This window comes from Streptomyces sp. NPDC031426 (genome assembly GCF_055581585.1).
Genome location: NZ_JBVIJE010000026.1, coordinates 23,873 through 40,077, shown reverse-complemented (window position 1 = coordinate 40,077; position 16,205 = coordinate 23,873). Strand labels below are relative to the sequence as shown.

At 70.0% G+C, this 16,205-nt stretch carries 18 protein-coding genes; 11 read left to right on the top strand and 7 right to left on the bottom strand.

What is annotated here, in order from left to right:
- Positions 1 to 92 precede the first annotated feature (92 nt).
- From ACZ5NH_RS35660 to ACZ5NH_RS35645, 4 genes are all read right to left on the bottom strand, one after another.
- On the bottom strand, positions 93 to 569 hold the full coding sequence (locus ACZ5NH_RS35660; protein ID WP_388620939.1) for a MarR family winged helix-turn-helix transcriptional regulator: 477 nt from the start codon (positions 567 to 569) through the stop codon (positions 93 to 95).
- A 92-nt stretch (positions 570 to 661) separates the two neighbouring features.
- Positions 662 to 1,471, bottom strand: coding sequence for an AIM24 family protein (locus tag ACZ5NH_RS35655; RefSeq protein ID WP_468781264.1), 810 nt, complete (start codon positions 1,469 to 1,471; stop codon positions 662 to 664).
- Positions 1,468 to 2,118: an AIM24 family protein gene (locus tag ACZ5NH_RS35650; protein ID WP_468781262.1), complete on the bottom strand. Its 651-nt coding sequence runs from the start codon at positions 2,116 to 2,118 to the stop codon at positions 1,468 to 1,470. Before ACZ5NH_RS35650 ends, ACZ5NH_RS35655 begins: the two co-directional genes overlap by 4 nt.
- Positions 2,119 to 2,120: 2 nt before the next feature.
- Complete coding sequence (locus ACZ5NH_RS35645; RefSeq protein ID WP_450981334.1) at positions 2,121 to 2,753, bottom strand: AIM24 family protein; 633 nt, start codon at positions 2,751 to 2,753, stop codon at positions 2,121 to 2,123.
- 195 nt (positions 2,754 to 2,948) lie between these two features.
- On the opposite strand from ACZ5NH_RS35645, the gene ACZ5NH_RS35640 reads away from it, so the two are divergent.
- The 3 genes from ACZ5NH_RS35640 to ACZ5NH_RS35630 all read left to right on the top strand — a co-directional run bounded on the left by ACZ5NH_RS35640 (position 2,949) and on the right by ACZ5NH_RS35630 (position 4,434).
- Positions 2,949 to 3,293: a DUF3817 domain-containing protein gene (locus ACZ5NH_RS35640; protein ID WP_388620947.1), complete on the top strand. Its 345-nt coding sequence runs from the start codon at positions 2,949 to 2,951 to the stop codon at positions 3,291 to 3,293.
- Positions 3,290 to 3,583, top strand: a complete 294-nt coding sequence (locus ACZ5NH_RS35635) for an MTH1187 family thiamine-binding protein (protein ID WP_388620949.1) — start codon at positions 3,290 to 3,292, stop codon at positions 3,581 to 3,583. The genes ACZ5NH_RS35640 and ACZ5NH_RS35635 overlap by 4 nt, the downstream gene beginning before the upstream one ends.
- A 98-nt stretch (positions 3,584 to 3,681) precedes the next feature.
- Positions 3,682 to 4,434 (top strand): hypothetical protein, encoded by a 753-nt coding sequence (locus ACZ5NH_RS35630; protein WP_468781259.1) that lies wholly within the window; start codon positions 3,682 to 3,684, stop codon positions 4,432 to 4,434.
- On the opposite strand, the gene ACZ5NH_RS35625 is transcribed toward ACZ5NH_RS35630, so the two are convergent.
- Positions 4,382 to 5,434, bottom strand: coding sequence for an ArsR/SmtB family transcription factor (locus ACZ5NH_RS35625; protein ID WP_468781257.1), 1,053 nt, complete (start codon positions 5,432 to 5,434; stop codon positions 4,382 to 4,384). The two genes, ACZ5NH_RS35630 and ACZ5NH_RS35625, sit on opposite strands and share 53 nt — an antisense overlap.
- Before the next feature lie 74 nt (positions 5,435 to 5,508).
- Here ACZ5NH_RS35625 and ACZ5NH_RS35620 point away from each other — a divergent pair, with 74 nt between their 5' ends.
- From ACZ5NH_RS35620 to ACZ5NH_RS35605, 4 genes are all read left to right on the top strand, one after another.
- Positions 5,509 to 6,765: an MFS transporter gene (locus ACZ5NH_RS35620; protein ID WP_468781255.1), complete on the top strand. Its 1,257-nt coding sequence runs from the start codon at positions 5,509 to 5,511 to the stop codon at positions 6,763 to 6,765.
- 22 nt (positions 6,766 to 6,787) lie between these two features.
- Positions 6,788 to 7,297: a MarR family winged helix-turn-helix transcriptional regulator gene (locus tag ACZ5NH_RS35615; protein ID WP_453308460.1), complete on the top strand. Its 510-nt coding sequence runs from the start codon at positions 6,788 to 6,790 to the stop codon at positions 7,295 to 7,297.
- Positions 7,298 to 7,340: 43 nt separating this feature from the next.
- Positions 7,341 to 7,679: a DUF3817 domain-containing protein gene (locus tag ACZ5NH_RS35610; RefSeq protein WP_388620958.1), complete on the top strand. Its 339-nt coding sequence runs from the start codon at positions 7,341 to 7,343 to the stop codon at positions 7,677 to 7,679.
- Between the two features lie 86 nt (positions 7,680 to 7,765).
- Entirely contained in the window at positions 7,766 to 9,466 is a 1,701-nt protein-coding gene (locus tag ACZ5NH_RS35605; protein WP_468781253.1) for an acyl-CoA mutase large subunit family protein, read from the top strand.
- A gap of 6 nt (positions 9,467 to 9,472) precedes the next feature.
- Here the strand turns inward: ACZ5NH_RS35605 and ACZ5NH_RS35600 are convergent, their stop codons facing one another.
- The gene (locus ACZ5NH_RS35600) at positions 9,473 to 10,090 is read right to left on the bottom strand and encodes a TetR/AcrR family transcriptional regulator (protein ID WP_388620961.1); all 618 of its coding nucleotides are present in this window, start codon (positions 10,088 to 10,090) and stop codon (positions 9,473 to 9,475) included.
- A gap of 233 nt (positions 10,091 to 10,323) precedes the next feature.
- Between ACZ5NH_RS35600 and ACZ5NH_RS35595 the strand changes: the two genes are divergently transcribed.
- The 4 genes from ACZ5NH_RS35595 to ACZ5NH_RS35580 all read left to right on the top strand — a co-directional run bounded on the left by ACZ5NH_RS35595 (position 10,324) and on the right by ACZ5NH_RS35580 (position 14,584).
- Positions 10,324 to 11,292 carry a tetratricopeptide repeat protein gene (locus ACZ5NH_RS35595; RefSeq protein ID WP_468781251.1) on the top strand — a complete coding sequence of 323 codons (969 nt, stop codon included), beginning with the start codon at positions 10,324 to 10,326 and terminating at the stop codon, positions 11,290 to 11,292.
- Between the two features lie 624 nt (positions 11,293 to 11,916).
- On the top strand, positions 11,917 to 12,555 hold the full coding sequence (locus tag ACZ5NH_RS35590) for a DUF6230 family protein (RefSeq protein WP_388620964.1): 639 nt from the start codon (positions 11,917 to 11,919) through the stop codon (positions 12,553 to 12,555).
- Positions 12,556 to 12,672: 117 nt separating this feature from the next.
- The gene (locus ACZ5NH_RS35585; protein WP_468781249.1) at positions 12,673 to 13,227 is read left to right on the top strand and encodes a DUF6114 domain-containing protein; all 555 of its coding nucleotides are present in this window, start codon (positions 12,673 to 12,675) and stop codon (positions 13,225 to 13,227) included.
- Positions 13,217 to 14,584 (top strand): hypothetical protein, encoded by a 1,368-nt coding sequence (locus ACZ5NH_RS35580; RefSeq protein WP_468781247.1) that lies wholly within the window; start codon positions 13,217 to 13,219, stop codon positions 14,582 to 14,584. The genes ACZ5NH_RS35585 and ACZ5NH_RS35580 overlap by 11 nt, the downstream gene beginning before the upstream one ends.
- Positions 14,585 to 14,684: 100 nt before the next feature.
- On the opposite strand, the gene pyk is transcribed toward ACZ5NH_RS35580, so the two are convergent.
- Entirely contained in the window at positions 14,685 to 16,121 is a 1,437-nt protein-coding gene (gene pyk / locus ACZ5NH_RS35575; RefSeq protein WP_468781246.1) for a pyruvate kinase, read from the bottom strand.
- Between the last annotated feature and the right edge of the window lie 84 nt (positions 16,122 to 16,205).

Sequence of the window (16,205 nt, the reverse complement as noted above, 5' to 3'; positions counted from 1 at the left end):
GACTTCGCTCGAGCGGGGGGACCCCCATCGCGGCGGAGCCGCACATCGATACAGCCCCGCGCCCCTGACGGGGCGCGGTTCCCCCAGGAGGCTCAGGGACGGCCTCGCTGCCCCCGCAGATGGTCGGCGATCGGCTTCAGTGCCTTGTCCAGTTCGGTCAGCGCCTCCGGCGACAGCAGATCGATGAAGTGGCGCCGTACGGAGGCGACGTGATGCGGCGCCACCTTCCTCATCGTCTCCATGCCGTGCTCGGTCAGCACGGCGTACAGCCCCCGCCGGTCGGACTCGCAGTTCTCGCGGCGCACCAGGTTCGCGTTCTCCATCCGCGTGATCTGGTGCGACAGCCGGCTCTTGGACTGCAGGGTCGCGGAGGCGAGGTCGCTCATCCGCATCCGTACGTCGTCCGACTCGGACAGGTTCACGAGGATCTCGTAGTCGTTCATAGTCAGGCCGAACGGCTGCAGATCCTTCTCCAGTTGGTACGTCAACAGCCTGTTGACCTCCAGGTGGGTGCGCCAGGCGCACTGCTCCGCATCGGTCAGCCAGCGCGTGGCCGTCTCGGTCTCCATGAATGAAGTCTACCTAAGAAGTTGAATGGCGAACTACTTCGGGTGGTGTGACAGTGCGCACGCGTTCGATGTCACCCTCCGCAGACTACCGCTCACAGCCCGAAGCGGCGCTGGAGGTCTCCCAGCTGTCCGGGAAGGCGCGGTGCCCCCGATGGTTGCCGACCGTGTCCGCCCGGTGCCGCTCCGCCACCTCCGGGCACCCCCGGTTCGGACGGAACGACACCCGTCGCCGTCTCCTCCATGAGGGTCTCCGTCGACTGCAACAGGACTGTCCCGGCGCCCACGAACTCGAACTGGTGCTCCTCCCCGGATGCCCCGCCGAGGCCCGTCATCGCACGTAGACCGCCCAGTACACCCGTCAGATAGCCATGGTCGTAGTGATGGCACGGTGACGGGCAGTCGGCCCACCCGACGAGCGCCTGCGGGTCGACCCGGATCGGAGGTTCCATGAACACCACCGGACCGTTAGATGCGGCCACAAACTTTCCGGTTCCGATAAGGGTCAGAAAACCCGGCACGATCGATTGCTTGAGCGCGAGACTTGGCTGAAAAGCGAGCAGGTTGCCCGCGCGAATGGTCAGGTTCCCGTCGTCCAGGTCGTAGGAATTGACGTCGAAGGCCCGGTCGGCGAGCAGCATCTTGCCCGAGCCCGCCGCCACGACCCAGTCGCTCGCGTGCAGTGGCGAATGGAACGAGGTACGGACAATTCGGTCGAGTCGGCCGTGCCCGATGCCGTTGAACTCGATCGCCCCGTAGTAGGCGATCATCTTCCCCTTCTGCAGGAACCACTGCCCGCTCTTGAGCTCCACGCAGAACGTGTACTTGTTCACGTTGTCGTCGGCGGGCAGCGTCATCGGGTCGTACACCACCGGCCCGGCGCCCGGGGTTCCGTACGCGCTCACAGCTTCTCCTCCGACGCCTGGACGTACACCGTGCCGTTGCCGCTCAGCTCCAGCTGGAAGGCCTCGCCGGAGCCGCGGCCCACCATGTCGCGCCAGCCGAGCGCGGTGGACAGTCTGTTGCGGACCTCGCCGTGGTGGGCGACGTACGCCTGTGGGTCGACGTGGACCGGGCGCTGGGGGGTGATCGGGATCTCGAAGACGCCGCCGTGCGCCATCACGGCGACCGAGCCCTGGCCCCGGAGGGTCGTGGTGAACAGGCCCTGCCCGGTGACCTGGCCCCGGACCAGGCCCATCACCCCGCCCTGCGAGCCCATGAACATCGTGCCCTGCTGCAGTGTGCCCTCGAAGGCGAGCAGCCGGTCGGCCTCGACGTACAGGGTGTCGCCGGAGAGGTTGATGACGTGGACGTGATGGCCGCCGTGCCCGAAGAAGACGGTGCCGCTGCCCTCGACCGTCATCAGCGGGGTCGCCTCGCCCGTCACCCGGCGCCCGACCATGGACATGAGCCCGCCCTGGCCGCCCTGGATGTTCGGCGTGAAGGACACGTCGCCCTTGTAGGCGAGCATCGCCCCGCGCTGACTGAACAGCCGCTGACCGGGCAGCACGGTCGCCTCGACCATCTTCGAGTTGATCTCCCGGAACGCCATGGCTACAGATCCCCCGCGATCGTGTTCCGCTCGCTCGGCTGCACGTACACCAGTCCGTCGCCCTCGAAGCGGATCTGGAAGGCCTCGCCGCCGCCCTCCCCGAAGAACGTGCGGAACGTCACCCCGGACTGGAAGGACTGCCGCACGTCGCCCTGGTGGGCGATGTAGGCACCCGGGTCGACGATCAGCGGGTACTGCGGGCTGACCCGGAGCACGACCGCCGGCCCGTCGGACATGATCGCCGCCTGCCCGTGCCCCTCGACGGTCGTGGTGAACAGACCGTTGCCCTGCGAGGCGCCGCGCAGCCCGGTGAACGTCGTGCCCGTGCGCAGCCCCGCGTCCGTCACGAGCAGGTTGCTCGACTCCACGTACAGCTTGTCGCCCCGGAGGCTCACGAGGTTGATCTCGGTCGCCCGGTCCGCGAACCAGCACGTGCCGTGCCCCTTCACCTCCATCACCGTCATCTGCTCGCCAGTGAGCCGCCGGGTCACCATCCCGCGCAGTCCCTCGCCCCCACCGGTGAGCTTCTTGAAGCTCATCTGCCCGTCGTACGCGACCATCGAGCCGTTCTTCGCCTTCACGGCGTCCCCGGTCATGTCGACGGCGAGCACCTTGCTGCCTTGCAGTCGGAACATCGCCACGGAGCGAAAGTAGCGGCGCCACGGGTGGACGGAACAGGGCCCGTGGGTGGATAACGACCCTGAGCGGACCCCTAGGGCCGCCGTTTGCTTCAATGGTGGAACGCTTGTGCGTGCGTTCACAAACGGCAGCCCGCAGCCGACGGACCGTAACCGCGAGACCGTCGCGCCCCCTCCCACCGAAGGTGATCCGTGGACATCAAGACCGCCACCGCCCTCCGCCGCCTCCGCCTGGTCTCCGCGCCCGAGGCCGTGTCCTTCCTGATCCTCCTCGTCTGCTCGGTGCTGAAGCGGACCACCGACTTCAACGCGGTCCCCGTCATGGGCGCGGTCCACGGCGTCCTGTTCATCCTGTACGTGATCTTCTGGGCGGACGCCTGGAACCGCGCCAAGTGGCCGCTGAAGACCGGTCTCCTCTACTTCGTCCTCTCGGTGCTGCCCACCGGCGGCTTCTTCGCCGAGCGCAAGCTGCGCCGCGAGGCCGAGAACGCCGTCATCGCGGCCCGCGCCCGCAAGGAAGGAATCGTGAACGCATGATCGTCGCCTTCTCCGTGACGCCGCTGGGTGTCGGCGAGGACGTGGGGGAGTACGTCGCCGACGCCGTCCGCGTGGTGCGCGAGTCGGGGCTGCCCAACCGCACCGACGCCATGTTCACCTCGATCGAGGGGGAGTGGGACGAGGTCATGGCCGTCGTCAGGCGCGCCGTCGCGGCGGTGGAGGCGCGCGCCCCGCGCGTGTCGCTCGTCTTGAAGGCCGACATCCGCCCCGGCGTGACCGACGGGCTCACCTCCAAGGTCGAGACTGTGGAACGGCATCTGGCGCAGTAGTTCGGCCCCCTTTTGAGCGGTCGCCGGGGGAGGTGTACGTTCCCCTCCTGATCATCCGAGCGATCGCTCAACTTCATGCTCTGGCCTGGGGGAACACCATGGGTCTCTACCGAGAGACACACATACGCGCCGATTTCGACGAGCTGTGGGCGCACACCCAGGACCCCGCCACGCGCCTGCGCTGGGACCTCCGCTTCAAGTCCATCGCCCCCCTGCCGGGCGTGGCGGGCGAGCCCCGGCGCTTCACGTGCACGTGGCGTGTGCTGCCGCTGCTCATCGTGCCCGCCACCGGTGTCGCCGCCGGCGAGCGGGACCGCCCCGACGGCACGCGCGTGTGCGCCCTGCGTTTCTCCTCCTCGCACCCGCTCTCCCCGATCGCCGAGGCGAGCGCCTACTGGCGTTACGTGCCCGACGCGCAGGGCGTGCGCCTGCTCACCGGGTACGAGTACCGCGCCCGCGGGGGCGCGTTCGGGGCGGTCGCGGACCGCCTGGTCCTGCGGCCGCTGACGGGCTGGGCGACGGCGTGGTCCTTCGACCGGCTCCGGCTGTGGCTGGAGCGGGGGATCACTCCCGAGCGGGCCCTGGCCAACTGGATCGTCGAGCTGGCGGTCCGTGCGGTTGTCCTCACGGTGTGTCTGACCGGGCTGGGGCTGGAGTCGCTGCTGCGGCTCTTCGGGTCCTTCGCCGACACCGTGGCCTATCTGTGCCCGCTGGTGCTGGTGGTCGCCGGGTCGCTCGCGGTCTTCAAGGCGCCGCTGGCCGGGACGCCCGCCGCCCGGCGCTGCCTGCGGGCGCCGGTCACCCGGGCGCGTGCGCCGCGGGTGCTGCGGCGGCTGGAGGCGTACGGGTGAGGGTCCGGGCGACCTGCGAGGTCCCGGAGCCCGTCAGTGCCACCCCCAGGGGCGTCCGCTCGTACAGCACCTGATGTCCGTAGCGCCGTGAGATCAGCAGACCGGCATCCCGCAGTACCGTCAGGTGGGCCGACACCGATGAGGGGGCCAGCCGTAGCCGGTGGGCCAGTGCCGTGGTGGTCGCCGGTTCGTCCAGCGCGGCCAGCACCTCGGCGCGGTTTCGGCCCAGCAGCCGTACCAAAGCCTCCGGCGTCCGTTCGCCCGACTCCCTCCACAGGCCCGCGATTCCCCGGGCCGGATAGACCAGCGTCGGCTGCCACGGCGGTTCGAAACCGGTGATCACGTCGGGCCACGAGAAGACGCTCGGCATCAGTACGAGCCCCTGGCCGCCGAGGTCGCGCGCGTGCTCGGTGTGCAGGGCGAGCGTCAGCGTGCGCCCGTCCCAGGACAGGCGGCTGTCCAGCTCCGGCAGCAGCGTGCCGAGGCCCACCGCGGCCAGGCGGCGGGAGTGGAAGGCCACGTCCGCCTCCAGCAGAGCCCGCAGCCGGGGCCAGTCCGGGGCGATCAGCGCCCGCCAGGCCTCCTCCACCGCATCGGCCAGCTCCTCGATCATCCGGGCCGGGTCCGCGAGCCAGGCGCGGCCCTGGGGCGACTCCAGCGCGCCGGGTGTGCAGGCCAGGGAGAGCGCGGTGTCCTCGCGGGCCGCTTCCGGGTCGGACGCCCGTACGGCCGCGATCTCCTCCTCGAACGTGGCGGCCGGCCCGATCGGCGGCGCCCCGAGCCAGTCCGGGGAGTGCCCCCGCCGGGGCATCAGCAGCCACAGCGGAGCCAGGTCGAGCCCGGCCGCCGCGTCCCTGATCCGCCGTAGCCAGGGCGCCTGATAGGCGTGCCGGTCCGGCCGCCTCAGGGTGCGCACCGCCTCCTGCGTCTCCCACAGCGGGGAGATCGCGAACCGGCAGCGCAGGAAGTCGTCGTCGCCGAAGTGCAGCCTCGACGCCATGAACACCCCCGGGAGGATTCGGCTGGAGCCGAAACTCTACGGCTCCCGGACCGTCCCCGGGCACGCTGCCCGGCATGTCCGCTCCCACCGGGGCCGGCCCGGCGTCCGCCGGGTACGGCCGTGTCTTCGCCGTACCCGAATTCCGGGCCGTCTTCGCCGCGCACGTCCTGTCCATGCTGGGCGTGATCGTCAGCGAGATCGCGCTCTCCGTCCTCGTCTACGACCTCACCCGCTCGCCCCTGCTGAGCGCGCTCACCTTCGCGCTGGGCTTCCTGCCGTACGCCGTCGGCGGCACCCTGCTCGCGCCCGTCGCCGACCGCTTCCCGGCCCGGCGCGTGCTGGTCGGCTGCGATGTGGTGTGCGCCGGCTGTGTGGCCCTGATGACGGTGCCGGGCACCGGCATCGGGCTGCTGCTCGCGCTGCGCTGCGCGCTCGCCGTCGTCTCGCCGGTGTTCTCCGGCACCCGTATGGCCACCCTGGCCGACGTCCTCGGCGACGGGGACCTGTTCGTCCTCGGCCGCTCGCTGCTGCGGATCCTCGCGCAGAGCGCGCTGCTCGTCGGCTACGGCCTCGGCGGTCTGCTGCTGACCGCCGTCAGCCCGCGCCACGCCCTGCTGATCACCGTCGGCACCTTCCTCGCCTCCGCCACGCTGCTGCGCTGCGGCACCCGGCACCGCCCGGCCCGCACGCGCCGGGGCGCGGACACCCCGCCCGGTCCGCGCGCCCTGCCGGCCGACCGCCGGGTGCGCGTGCTGCTGCTCATGTTCTGGATCCCGTCGGCGTTCTCGGTCGTACCCGAGGCGCTGGCGGCGCCGTACGCCGACGAGCTGGGCAGCGGCTCCGTGGGCCTCGGCCTGCTGATGTGCGCGCTGCCCGTCGGCGCGGTGGCCGGTGAACTGTTCGCCGGGGCCCGGCTGGGGCCCAAGGCCCGCGAACGCATCGCCCTCCCGTTGCTCTGCCTGACCCTGCTGCCGTACCTCGGCTACGCCCTGCGCCCCGGACTGGCCGCCTCCCTGGTGCTCCTGCTGCTGTCCGGGGCCGGGTCGGCGTACACGCTGGGCCTGGACCAGTGGTTCGTGCGGGCCGTGCCGCGGGAGCTGCGCGGGCGGGCCATGACCGTGCTGCAGGCCGGGCTGATGACCGTCCAGGGCGTCGGCATGGCACTGGCCGGTGTGGCGGCGCAGACGGTGGGCCTGCGTACGGCGGTGGCCGGGGCCGGTGTGACGGGTGTGCTGTGCTGTTGCGGGCTGGCGATGGCCGCCCGGGCCACGGAGAAGGAACCGGGGGCCGAGAAGCGACCGAAAGCCGAGACGGGGCTGCCCGGAATATGACCGGCCGGTAGGGTCTGATGACGTGCCGAAGCCACTCAGCCTCCCGTTCGACCCCATCGCGCGCGCCGACGAGCTCTGGAAGCAGCGCTGGGGAAACGTGCCGCCCATGGCCGCGATCACCTCGATCATGCGGGCCCAGCAGATCCTGCTCGCCGAGGTGGACGCGGTGGTCAAGCCGTACGGACTGACGTTCGCGCGGTACGAGGCACTGGTGCTGCTCACCTTCTCCAAGGCCGGCGAGCTGCCCATGTCCAAGATCGGCGAGCGGCTGATGGTGCATCCCACGTCCGTGACGAACACGGTCGACCGGCTGGTGAAGTCCGGGCTGGTCGCCAAGCGGCCCAACCCCAACGACGGCCGCGGCACCCTCGCCGTCATCACCGACAAGGGCCGCGAGGTGGTCGACGCGGCCACCCGCGACCTGATGGCGATGGACTTCGGGCTCGGCGTGTACGACGCGGAGGAGTGCGCGGAGATCTTCGCGATGCTCCGCCCGCTGCGCATCGCGGCGCACGACTTCGAGGACGAGTGACCCCGGACAAGATCTCCCGGAACGGGTGGTTACGCTCGTTCGCATGAAACGAAGCGTGCTGACCCGCTACCGCGTCATGGCCTACACCACCGGTGTCCTGCTGGTCCTGCTGTGCCTGAGCATGATCGCGAAGTACGGGCTGGACATCAGCGGTGCCGCCGACGTCACCCGGGTCGTCGCCATCGCCCACGGCTGGCTGTACGTCGTCTACCTCGTCGTCGCCTTCGACCTGGGCTCCAAGACGAAGATGCCGATCGGCAAGCAGCTGTGGGTGCTGCTCGCGGGGACGATTCCCACGGCCGCCTTCTTCGTCGAGCGGAGGATCAGCCGCGAGCTGGAGGCCAAGGTCGCCGACCGGGCCCCGGCCGTCGCCAAGGCGTAAGGGCGACCGGCGTCACACCGCCGTACGGACGCCGTACGGCGGTCAGCCATCGACATTTACTAGGACGTCCAAGTAAATTCGATGGTATGGACGCTCACGCCATCGAGGAGGGCCGCCGACGCTGGCAGGCCCGCTACGACGCGGCCCGCAAGCGGGACGCAGACTTCACCACGCTCTCCGGCGATCCCGTGGAGCCGGTGTACGGGCCCCGACCGGGCGACACGTACGAGGGATTCGAGCGGATCGGCTGGCCCGGGGAGTACCCCTTCACACGCGGGCTCCATCCGACCGGCTACCGCGGGCGTACCTGGACGATCCGGCAGTTCGCCGGGTTCGGCAACGCCGAGCAGACCAACGAGCGGTACAAGATGATCCTGGCCGCTGGCGGCGGCGGTCTGTCCGTGGCCTTCGACATGCCGACGCTCATGGGGCGCGACTCCGACGACCCCCGCTCGCTCGGCGAGGTCGGGCACTGCGGGGTCGCCATCGACTCGGCCGCCGACATGGAGGTCCTGTTCAAGGACATCCCGCTCGGTGACGTCACCACCTCCATGACCATCAGCGGGCCCGCCGTGCCCGTCTTCTGCATGTACCTGGTCGCCGCCGAGCGCCAGGGCGTGGACCCGTCGGTCCTCAACGGCACGCTGCAGACCGACATCTTCAAGGAGTACATCGCGCAGAAGGAGTGGCTCTTCCAGCCCGAGCCGCATCTGCGCCTGATCGGCGACCTCATGGAGTACTGCGCGGCCGGCATTCCTGCCTACAAGCCGCTGTCCGTGTCCGGCTACCACATCCGTGAGGCGGGGTCGACGGCCGCGCAGGAGCTGGCGTACACCCTGGCGGACGGCTTCGGATACGTCGAGCTGGGGCTCAGCCGCGGCCTGGACGTGGACGTCTTCGCGCCCGGCTTGTCCTTCTTCTTCGACGCGCACGTCGATTTCTTCGAGGAGATCGCCAAGTTCCGTGCCGCCCGCCGCATCTGGGCCCGCTGGATGCGGGACGTGTACGGCGCGAAGAGCGAGAAGGCGCAGTGGCTGCGGTTCCACACGCAGACGGCCGGTGTGTCGCTGACGGCCCAGCAGCCGTACAACAACGTCGTCCGTACGGCCGTGGAGGCGCTGGCGGCGGTCCTCGGCGGGACCAACTCGCTGCACACCAACGCGCTCGACGAGACTCTGGCGCTGCCCAGCGAGCAGGCCGCGGAGATCGCGCTGCGCACCCAGCAGGTGCTGATGGAGGAGACCGGGGTTGCCAACGTGGCCGACCCGCTGGGCGGTTCGTGGTACGTCGAACAGCTGACGGACCGGATCGAGGCCGACGCGGAGAAGATCTTCGAGCAGATCAAGGAGCGGGGCCTGCGGGCCCACCCGGACGGGCGGCACCCGATCGGGCCGATCACCTCCGGGATCCTGCGCGGGATCGAGGACGGCTGGTTCACCGGCGAGATCGCGGAGTCCGCCTTCCGCTACCAGCAGGCGCTGGAGAAGGGCGACAAGAAGGTCGTCGGCGTCAATGTCCACACCGGCTCTGTGACCGGGGACCTGGAGATCCTGCGGGTCAGCCATGAGGTGGAGCGGGAGCAGGTGCGCGTCCTCGGTGCGCGCAAGGCCACGCGGGACGAGTCCGCGGTGCGCTCCGCGCTGGAGGCCATGCTGACTGCCGCGCGGGAGGGTTCCAACATGATCGAGCCGATGCTGGACGCGGTGCGGGCCGAGGCGACGCTGGGCGAGATCTGCGGGGTGCTGCGGGACGAGTGGGGTGTGTACACGGAGCCTGCGGGCTTCTGAGCGGGCTCAGGCGGACGAGGTAAGGCCCAGGAGCAGTACCCGCGTGAAGTCGCGGACCCACTCCTCGTCCGCCGGTTTGCCGCTCACCAGGGTGCGGTGGACCACCGCGCCCGCGACCATGTCGAAGATCATGTCGCCCGTGCGGGCGGACTCCTCCGGGTCGGGTTCCGGGGGGAGTTCGCCGCGGCTCTGGGCGCGGGCGCGGCCCTGCAGGACCAGGCGCATCTGGCGCTCCACGATGGAGGCGCGAATGCGCTCGCGCAGGGCGTCGTCGCGGGTGGACTCGGCGACCACCGCCATCAGGCCACTCTTGGCCTCCGGACGGGCCAGGATGGCCGCGAACTGCAAAACCACGCCCTCGATGTCGGCGGCCAGGCTGCCGCGGTCGGGAAGCTCCAGCTCGTCGAAGAGTTCCGCCACCGCGTCGCACACCAGCTCGGGCTTGCCGGCCCAGCGGCGGTACAGCGTCGTCTTCGCAACCCCGGCCCGGGTCGCCACGTCCCCCAGGGTGAGCTTGGACCAGCCCAGTTCCACCAGCGCCTCCCGGGTCGCGGCCAGGATCGCGGTGTCCGCGGCGGCGCTGCGCGGGCGCCCGGTACGGCTGGCGGGAGTGCGGCTCTGCATCCCTCGACCATAACCGGCGGGATCTGTGCGGTCGTGAGGGAGATCACCGGGGAGTGGTGTCGCGGGGGGTCCGTCTGGCATTACGCTACGAGTCGTAGCGAAAGCGCGTGCGGGCTCGTGATGGACGAACACGGGACGCACGCGAGCGGTGACCACGGGGGCGTGGGGTGGGGACCCGGCGCCCGCGCACGACACTTTTTCATTCCGGCGCGATAACGGGGGAGGATAGGCGCATGCAGCCACGGAACATGTCCATGAGCGGCGTCGTCGACCTCGCCGCGGTGAAGGCGGCCCAGGAGGCCAAGGCCAAGGCCGAGCAGACGCGCGCCGAGGCCGCCCGGCACGGCGGCACGGGTGCCGTCGCCCCGGCCGATCTCGTCATCGACGTCGATGAGGCGGGCTTCGAGAGGGACGTCCTCCAGCGCTCCGCCGAAGTACCCGTCGTCATCGACTTCTGGGCCGAGTGGTGTCAGCCCTGCAAGCAGCTGAGCCCGGTCCTGGAGCGGCTGGCCGTCGAGTACGGCGGGCGCATCCTCCTCGCCAAGATCGACGTCGACGCCAACCAGATGCTGATGCAGCAGTTCGGGGTGCAGGGCATCCCGGCCGTCTTCGCCGTCGTGGCCGGACAGGCGCTGCCGCTGTTCCAGGGAGCGGCCGGCGAGCAGCAGATCCGGCAGACCCTGGACCAGCTGGTGCAGGTCGCCGAGCAGCGCTTCGGCATCACCGGCCTGACCGTCGACCCGGACGCGCAGCCGGGCGAGGCGGTCGCGCAGGAGCAGGCGGGGCCGTACGACGCGGCGCTGAACGCCGCCGCCGAGGCGCTGGACGCGGGCGACCTGGGCGGCGCCATCCGGGCGTACCAGAACGTGCTGGCCGACGACCCGGCCCACCCCGAGGCCAAACTGGGTCTCGCGCAGGCCGAGCTGCTGCAGCGGGTGCAGGGCTTCGACCCGCAGAAGGTCCGTCAGGAGGCCGCGGAGAAGCCGAAGGACGTCGACGCGCAGATCGCCGCCGCCGATCTGGATCTGGTGGGCGGGCATGTCGAGGACGCCTTCGGACGGCTGATCGAGACCGTACAGCGTACGGTGGGTGACGACCGGGACACCGTGCGGCGCCGGCTGCTCGAACTGTTCGAGGTCGTGGGACCAGAGGATGCGCGCGTGGTGGGCGCACGAAGGGCCCTCGCGCGCGCCCTGTTCTGACCAGTCGCTAAACGCCACGGCTTGTGATGCCGGGGTGAAAGGTTTGCCGACGAGTCGTCACGGCGGCTCTGCTTTACCAAAGCTTGGTAATTGCGCAAACTGTTACTCGGAGTAAGTCGAGGCCGTTGATCTGTCTGGTTTGATCCAGGGATCAACGGCTTTGCTCTGCCCATGGATGCCACCCAGCGTCGCGCTCCGAGACCGGTCGGTCGTCCTCCGGTTATCCGGCCGTTACTAGCCAGTAACGAACCCCCTTGTGCCCGGCGCGAGAATGCACCACGATCGGCGACGCTCGGTCCATTCCCTCACCCCCGGCAGCCGGTCGGGTCACGGGAGAATCTGGGTCCCCACCGAGCAGAGCCGACGGCAGTGGCGCCGGCTCTAGGGCAGGGGGGTCTTCGCCCAACGGCGAAGCCTGTCCAGCAAGGTTGTGCGTGATGCGTGTCAGGCGCGACCAGTGGTTGTCGCTCGGGGGTGATCGCCGGTGATTCGGGCGCGGTTCGCGCCGCCGAGCGCGGGCGCTCTCCTTTCCGAGGACGTAGCACTTCTCCCATCCCTGCCTGGTTGAGCCGCCGACCGGTGGCGAGTCCGGGCCAGGAGATGTACGTCCGAGAAGGAGGAAATATGGAGTCCCAGGTGCGTGGCGGGACCAGATGGAAGCGGTTCGCTGTGGTCATGGTGCCCAGCGTCGCCGCGACGGCCGCGATAGGTGTCGCCCTCGCGCAGGGCGCTCTCGCCGCGTCGTTCAGTGTGTCGGGTCAGTCGTTCAAGGTGACGGCCGACTCGCTCGAGGGCAAGGGTTTCGAGCAGTACGGCGCCCTCGACAACGGCTACGAACTGAACGGCAAGAAGACGCTCCACCCGGTTGCCGTGTCGGCGTTCACCCACGCCGAGATCACCAACCTGTGCCAGTCCGTGGTCACGCCCGACGTGCCGATCTTCGGCAAGGTCAGCCTGATCCTGCGGGCGGGTGGGCCGGGTCACGACAAGGTCGAGGCCGACCGGATCTACATCGACGTCGCGGACCTCAACGCCGACGCCACCTTCAACAACATCGACATCGGTGTTGCCGCCAAGGACGCCGACAAGGGTCCGGGCATGAAGGGCGGGGGCGAGCAGGCCAACCCGTACGGCTTCGCCCAGCAGGCCGACTCGGCCACGCTGGTCGGTGTGAAGCAGACGGCGTGGGCGACCACCGCCGGCACCTTCAAGCTGAGCGGTCTGCACATGTCGCTGTCGACCGATGGCGCGGAGTGCTACTAAGCACTCGTTGACGGGCGGGGGAGCCGATGGCGCCCCCGCCCGTCCCCTCTCCGGCCGCGTCTTCACGCGCGGCACACATCACGACCACAGCAACGCCGCACCAGGGAGCTGTTTTCCATGAGCGCCGAGACTCCTGCCGCCGCGCCCGGCCAGTTCACCCGCCGGAGGCTGCAGTTCCGCGCCTGGCGGGGCACGCGTCCGTTCTGGGCCGGTCTGTACGTCCTGCTCAGCGGTCTTCCGATCATCTACTTCCCCTACTTCCACCTCCAGGTCGGGCATCTGACGCTGGCGATGGCGACGACGGCGGGAGCGGGATCCCTGATCATCGGCGTACTGCTCATCGTCCTGGGCATCAGCCTCTGGTTCCAGAAGCACGTACGGACGTTCGCGGGCGTCGCGGCGATCCTGCTGGCGCTGGTGTCCCTGCCCGTCTCCAACTTCGGCGGCTTCATCATGGGCTTCCTGCTCGCCCTCATCGGAGGGGCGATGGCCGTCGCCTGGTCGCCGGGCACTCCGCCGCAGCCGCATTCGCCGGCCGAGGCGGGCCCGGGCGAGGGCGGTGCCCCGCAGACCGCGCCGCTGCCCGAGCAGCGCATGGACGCGGCGGGGGAGAACGACCTGTCAGGAACGAGCCCGGCCAACGGGGCGAACGGGAGGCACAGTGCCGGCTGACGAGGTGACCCGCGCGACCGATGTGGACGGGTCGCGCGCGAGAACCGGGCCCCGACACGCGGCCCCCAGGAAGCCGCTGTTCACCAGGTTCCACATGCCGGCCGGCAAGGCGATAGCCACCGTGGCGATGCCGACGGCGGTGCTGATGGGCATGGGCTTCACCTCCTCGCTGGCCCTCGCGGCCGGCAACGGCGGCAGCCCGTCCCCGTCGACCACGTCCAAGAGCCTGACGGCCGACGAGTACAAGGACTGTGTGAAGGCGCTGGACGGGTCCAAGGACGCCTCGTCGTCGCCCTCGCCGTCCGCCTCGAAGAGCGCCGACACGGCCACGCCGTCGCCCTCGGCGAGCGCGGACGCCAAGGACTCGAAGGCCACGCAGTCCGGTGACTCGGGCAAGACCTCTTCGTCGGATTCAGGTTCCGGCGACAAGGCCACGCCCCAGCCGTCCGCGACCTCCGGCTCCTCGGGCTCCGGCTCCTCGGGCTCCGGTTCGTCGGGTTCGTCGTCCAGCGGTGACACGGCCACGCCCGCCCCGTCCGCGTCCAAGAGCAGCGGCGGTCTGCTGGGCACCCTCGGGGACACGCTCGGCGGCATCCTCGGCGGCGGCAGTTCGGACTCCGGCAGCTCCGCCGCGAGCTCGACGCCGTCCGCGAGCCCGTCGGCGAGCGCCTCCCCGGACGCGTCGTCGTCCGGCTCCAAGGGCACCGACACCGTGAAGGACACCGTCTCCACGGCCGGCAAGACGGTCGGGGACACGGTCAAGAAGGCGACCGACACGGTCAAGAAGACCACCGACACGGTCACCAAGACGGCCCAGGACACCGTCAAGGCGGCCGAGTCGGCCACGCCGAACCCGTCGGCGAGCTCTTCCGCCTCGGCGCAGAACTGCCCGGCGGCCACGACCGACCAGAGCGGCGTCGACAACAAGGTGCCGGTGGCGGACGACCCCTGGTACCTCAGTGCCAGCTCGCTGCTGCTCAAGGGCGCCGACTACCAGGGCATCGTCGAGGTGAAGACGGCGTCCGGCACCACCAAGAAGGTGCTGAAGTACGTCATCTCCGGTGGCACGGACATCGGCGACCTGCACCAGACGGTGAACGACAAGCTCTCCGGCAAGACCTACCACGTGCAGGCGGCCCAGGGCTCGACGTCCACCATCCGGGGCGGCGCCACCACGATGTACACCCAGAGCATCTCGGGCAACCTGTTCGGTCTGATCCCGATGACGTTCACGCCCGACAGTCCGCCCCCGCTGAACCTTCCGCTGATCTACTTCACCAACGTCCACGTGGTGCAGGCGGCGCAGTTCGGCGGCAACCTGCACGTGCCCGGCATGCATGTGTACACGACCGACTGACCGGTCCTGCAAAGCCCGTTCGGGAGCCGCACACAGCTGAGGGCGCCCCCCTGGTCCAGGGGGGCGCCCTCAGCGCCGTACAAGGCCCTTGTGGGGCCCGTCAGTTGTGCTGGGAGTTCTGGGTGCCGAGGTGGTGGACGCGGAGCATGTTGGTGGTGCCGGGGACGCCGGGGGGCGAGCCGGCGGTGATGATGACCGTGTCGCCCGCGTCGAAGCGGCCGAGCCGGGCGACCTCCTGGTCCACCAGGTCGACCATCTCGTCGGTGGTGTTCACGAACGGCACGACGTGCGGCTCCACGCCCCAGCTCAGGGTGAGCTGGTTGCGGGTGCCCTCGTCGGTGGTGAAGGCGATGATCGGCTGGATCGCGCGGTAGCGGGACAGGCGGCGCGCGGTGTCACCGGACTGGGTGAAGGCGACCAGGCCCCGGCCGCCGAGGAAGTCGGCGATCTCGCAGGCCGCGCGGGCCACCGAACCGCCCTGGGTGCGCGGCTTCTTGCCCGGCACCAGCGGCTGCAGGCCCTTGGAGAGCAGCTCCTGCTCGGCCGCCTGGACGATCTTCGACATGGTCTTGACCGTCTCGACCGGGTAGGCGCCCACGCTGGACTCGGCCGACAGCATGACCGCGTCGGCGCCGTCCAGGATCGCGTTGGCCACGTCGGAGGCCTCGGCGCGGGTCGGACGGGAGTTGGTGATCATCGACTCCATCATCTGGGTCGCCACGATCACCGGCTTGGCGTTGCGCCGGCACAGCTCGATCAGGCGCTTCTGCACCATGGGGACCTTCTCGAGCGGGTACTCGACGGCGAGGTCACCGCGGGCGACCATCACACCGTCGAACGCCATCACGACGTCCTCCATGTTCTGCACCGCCTGCGGCTTCTCCACCTTGGCGATGACCGGGACGCGGCGGCCCTCCTCGTCCATGACGCGGTGCACGTCCTGCACGTCCTTGGCGTCCCGGACGAAGGACAGGGCGACCAGGTCGCAGCCCATGCGGAGGGCGAAGCGCAGGTCCTCGACGTCCTTCTCGCTCAGCGCGGGTACGTTGACGGCCGCGCCGGGCAGGTTGATGCCCTTGTGGTCGGAGACGACACCGCCCTCGATGACGATCGTCTTCACCCGGGGGCCCTCGACGTCCAGGACCTTCAGCTCGACGTTGCCGTCGTTGATCAGGACCTGGTCGCCGCGCGAGACGTCGCCCGGCAGCCCCTTGTACGTCGTACCGCAGATGCTCTTGTCGCCCGGAACGTCCTCGGTCGTGATGACGAACTCGTCACCGCGTTCCAGCTCGACCGGACCCTCGGCGAAGGTCTCCAGGCGGATCTTCGGGCCCTGCAGGTCGGCGAGGACGCCGATGGGCCGGCCGGTCTCCTTGGACGCGGCCCGGACGCGGTCGTACCGCGCCTGGTGCTCGGCGTGGGAGCCGTGACTGAAGTTGAACCGGGCCACATTCATGCCCGCCTCGATCATGGCGACGAGCATCTCGTGGGAGTCGACCGCGGGGCCGAGAGTACAGACGATTTTCGAACGGCGCATGGGGCGATCCTATCGGTTTGTTTCGCTACGGAATATTCCGTCTGGCGGAAGATACAAATGAGTGCCGCACCGCTCAGGTGCTGC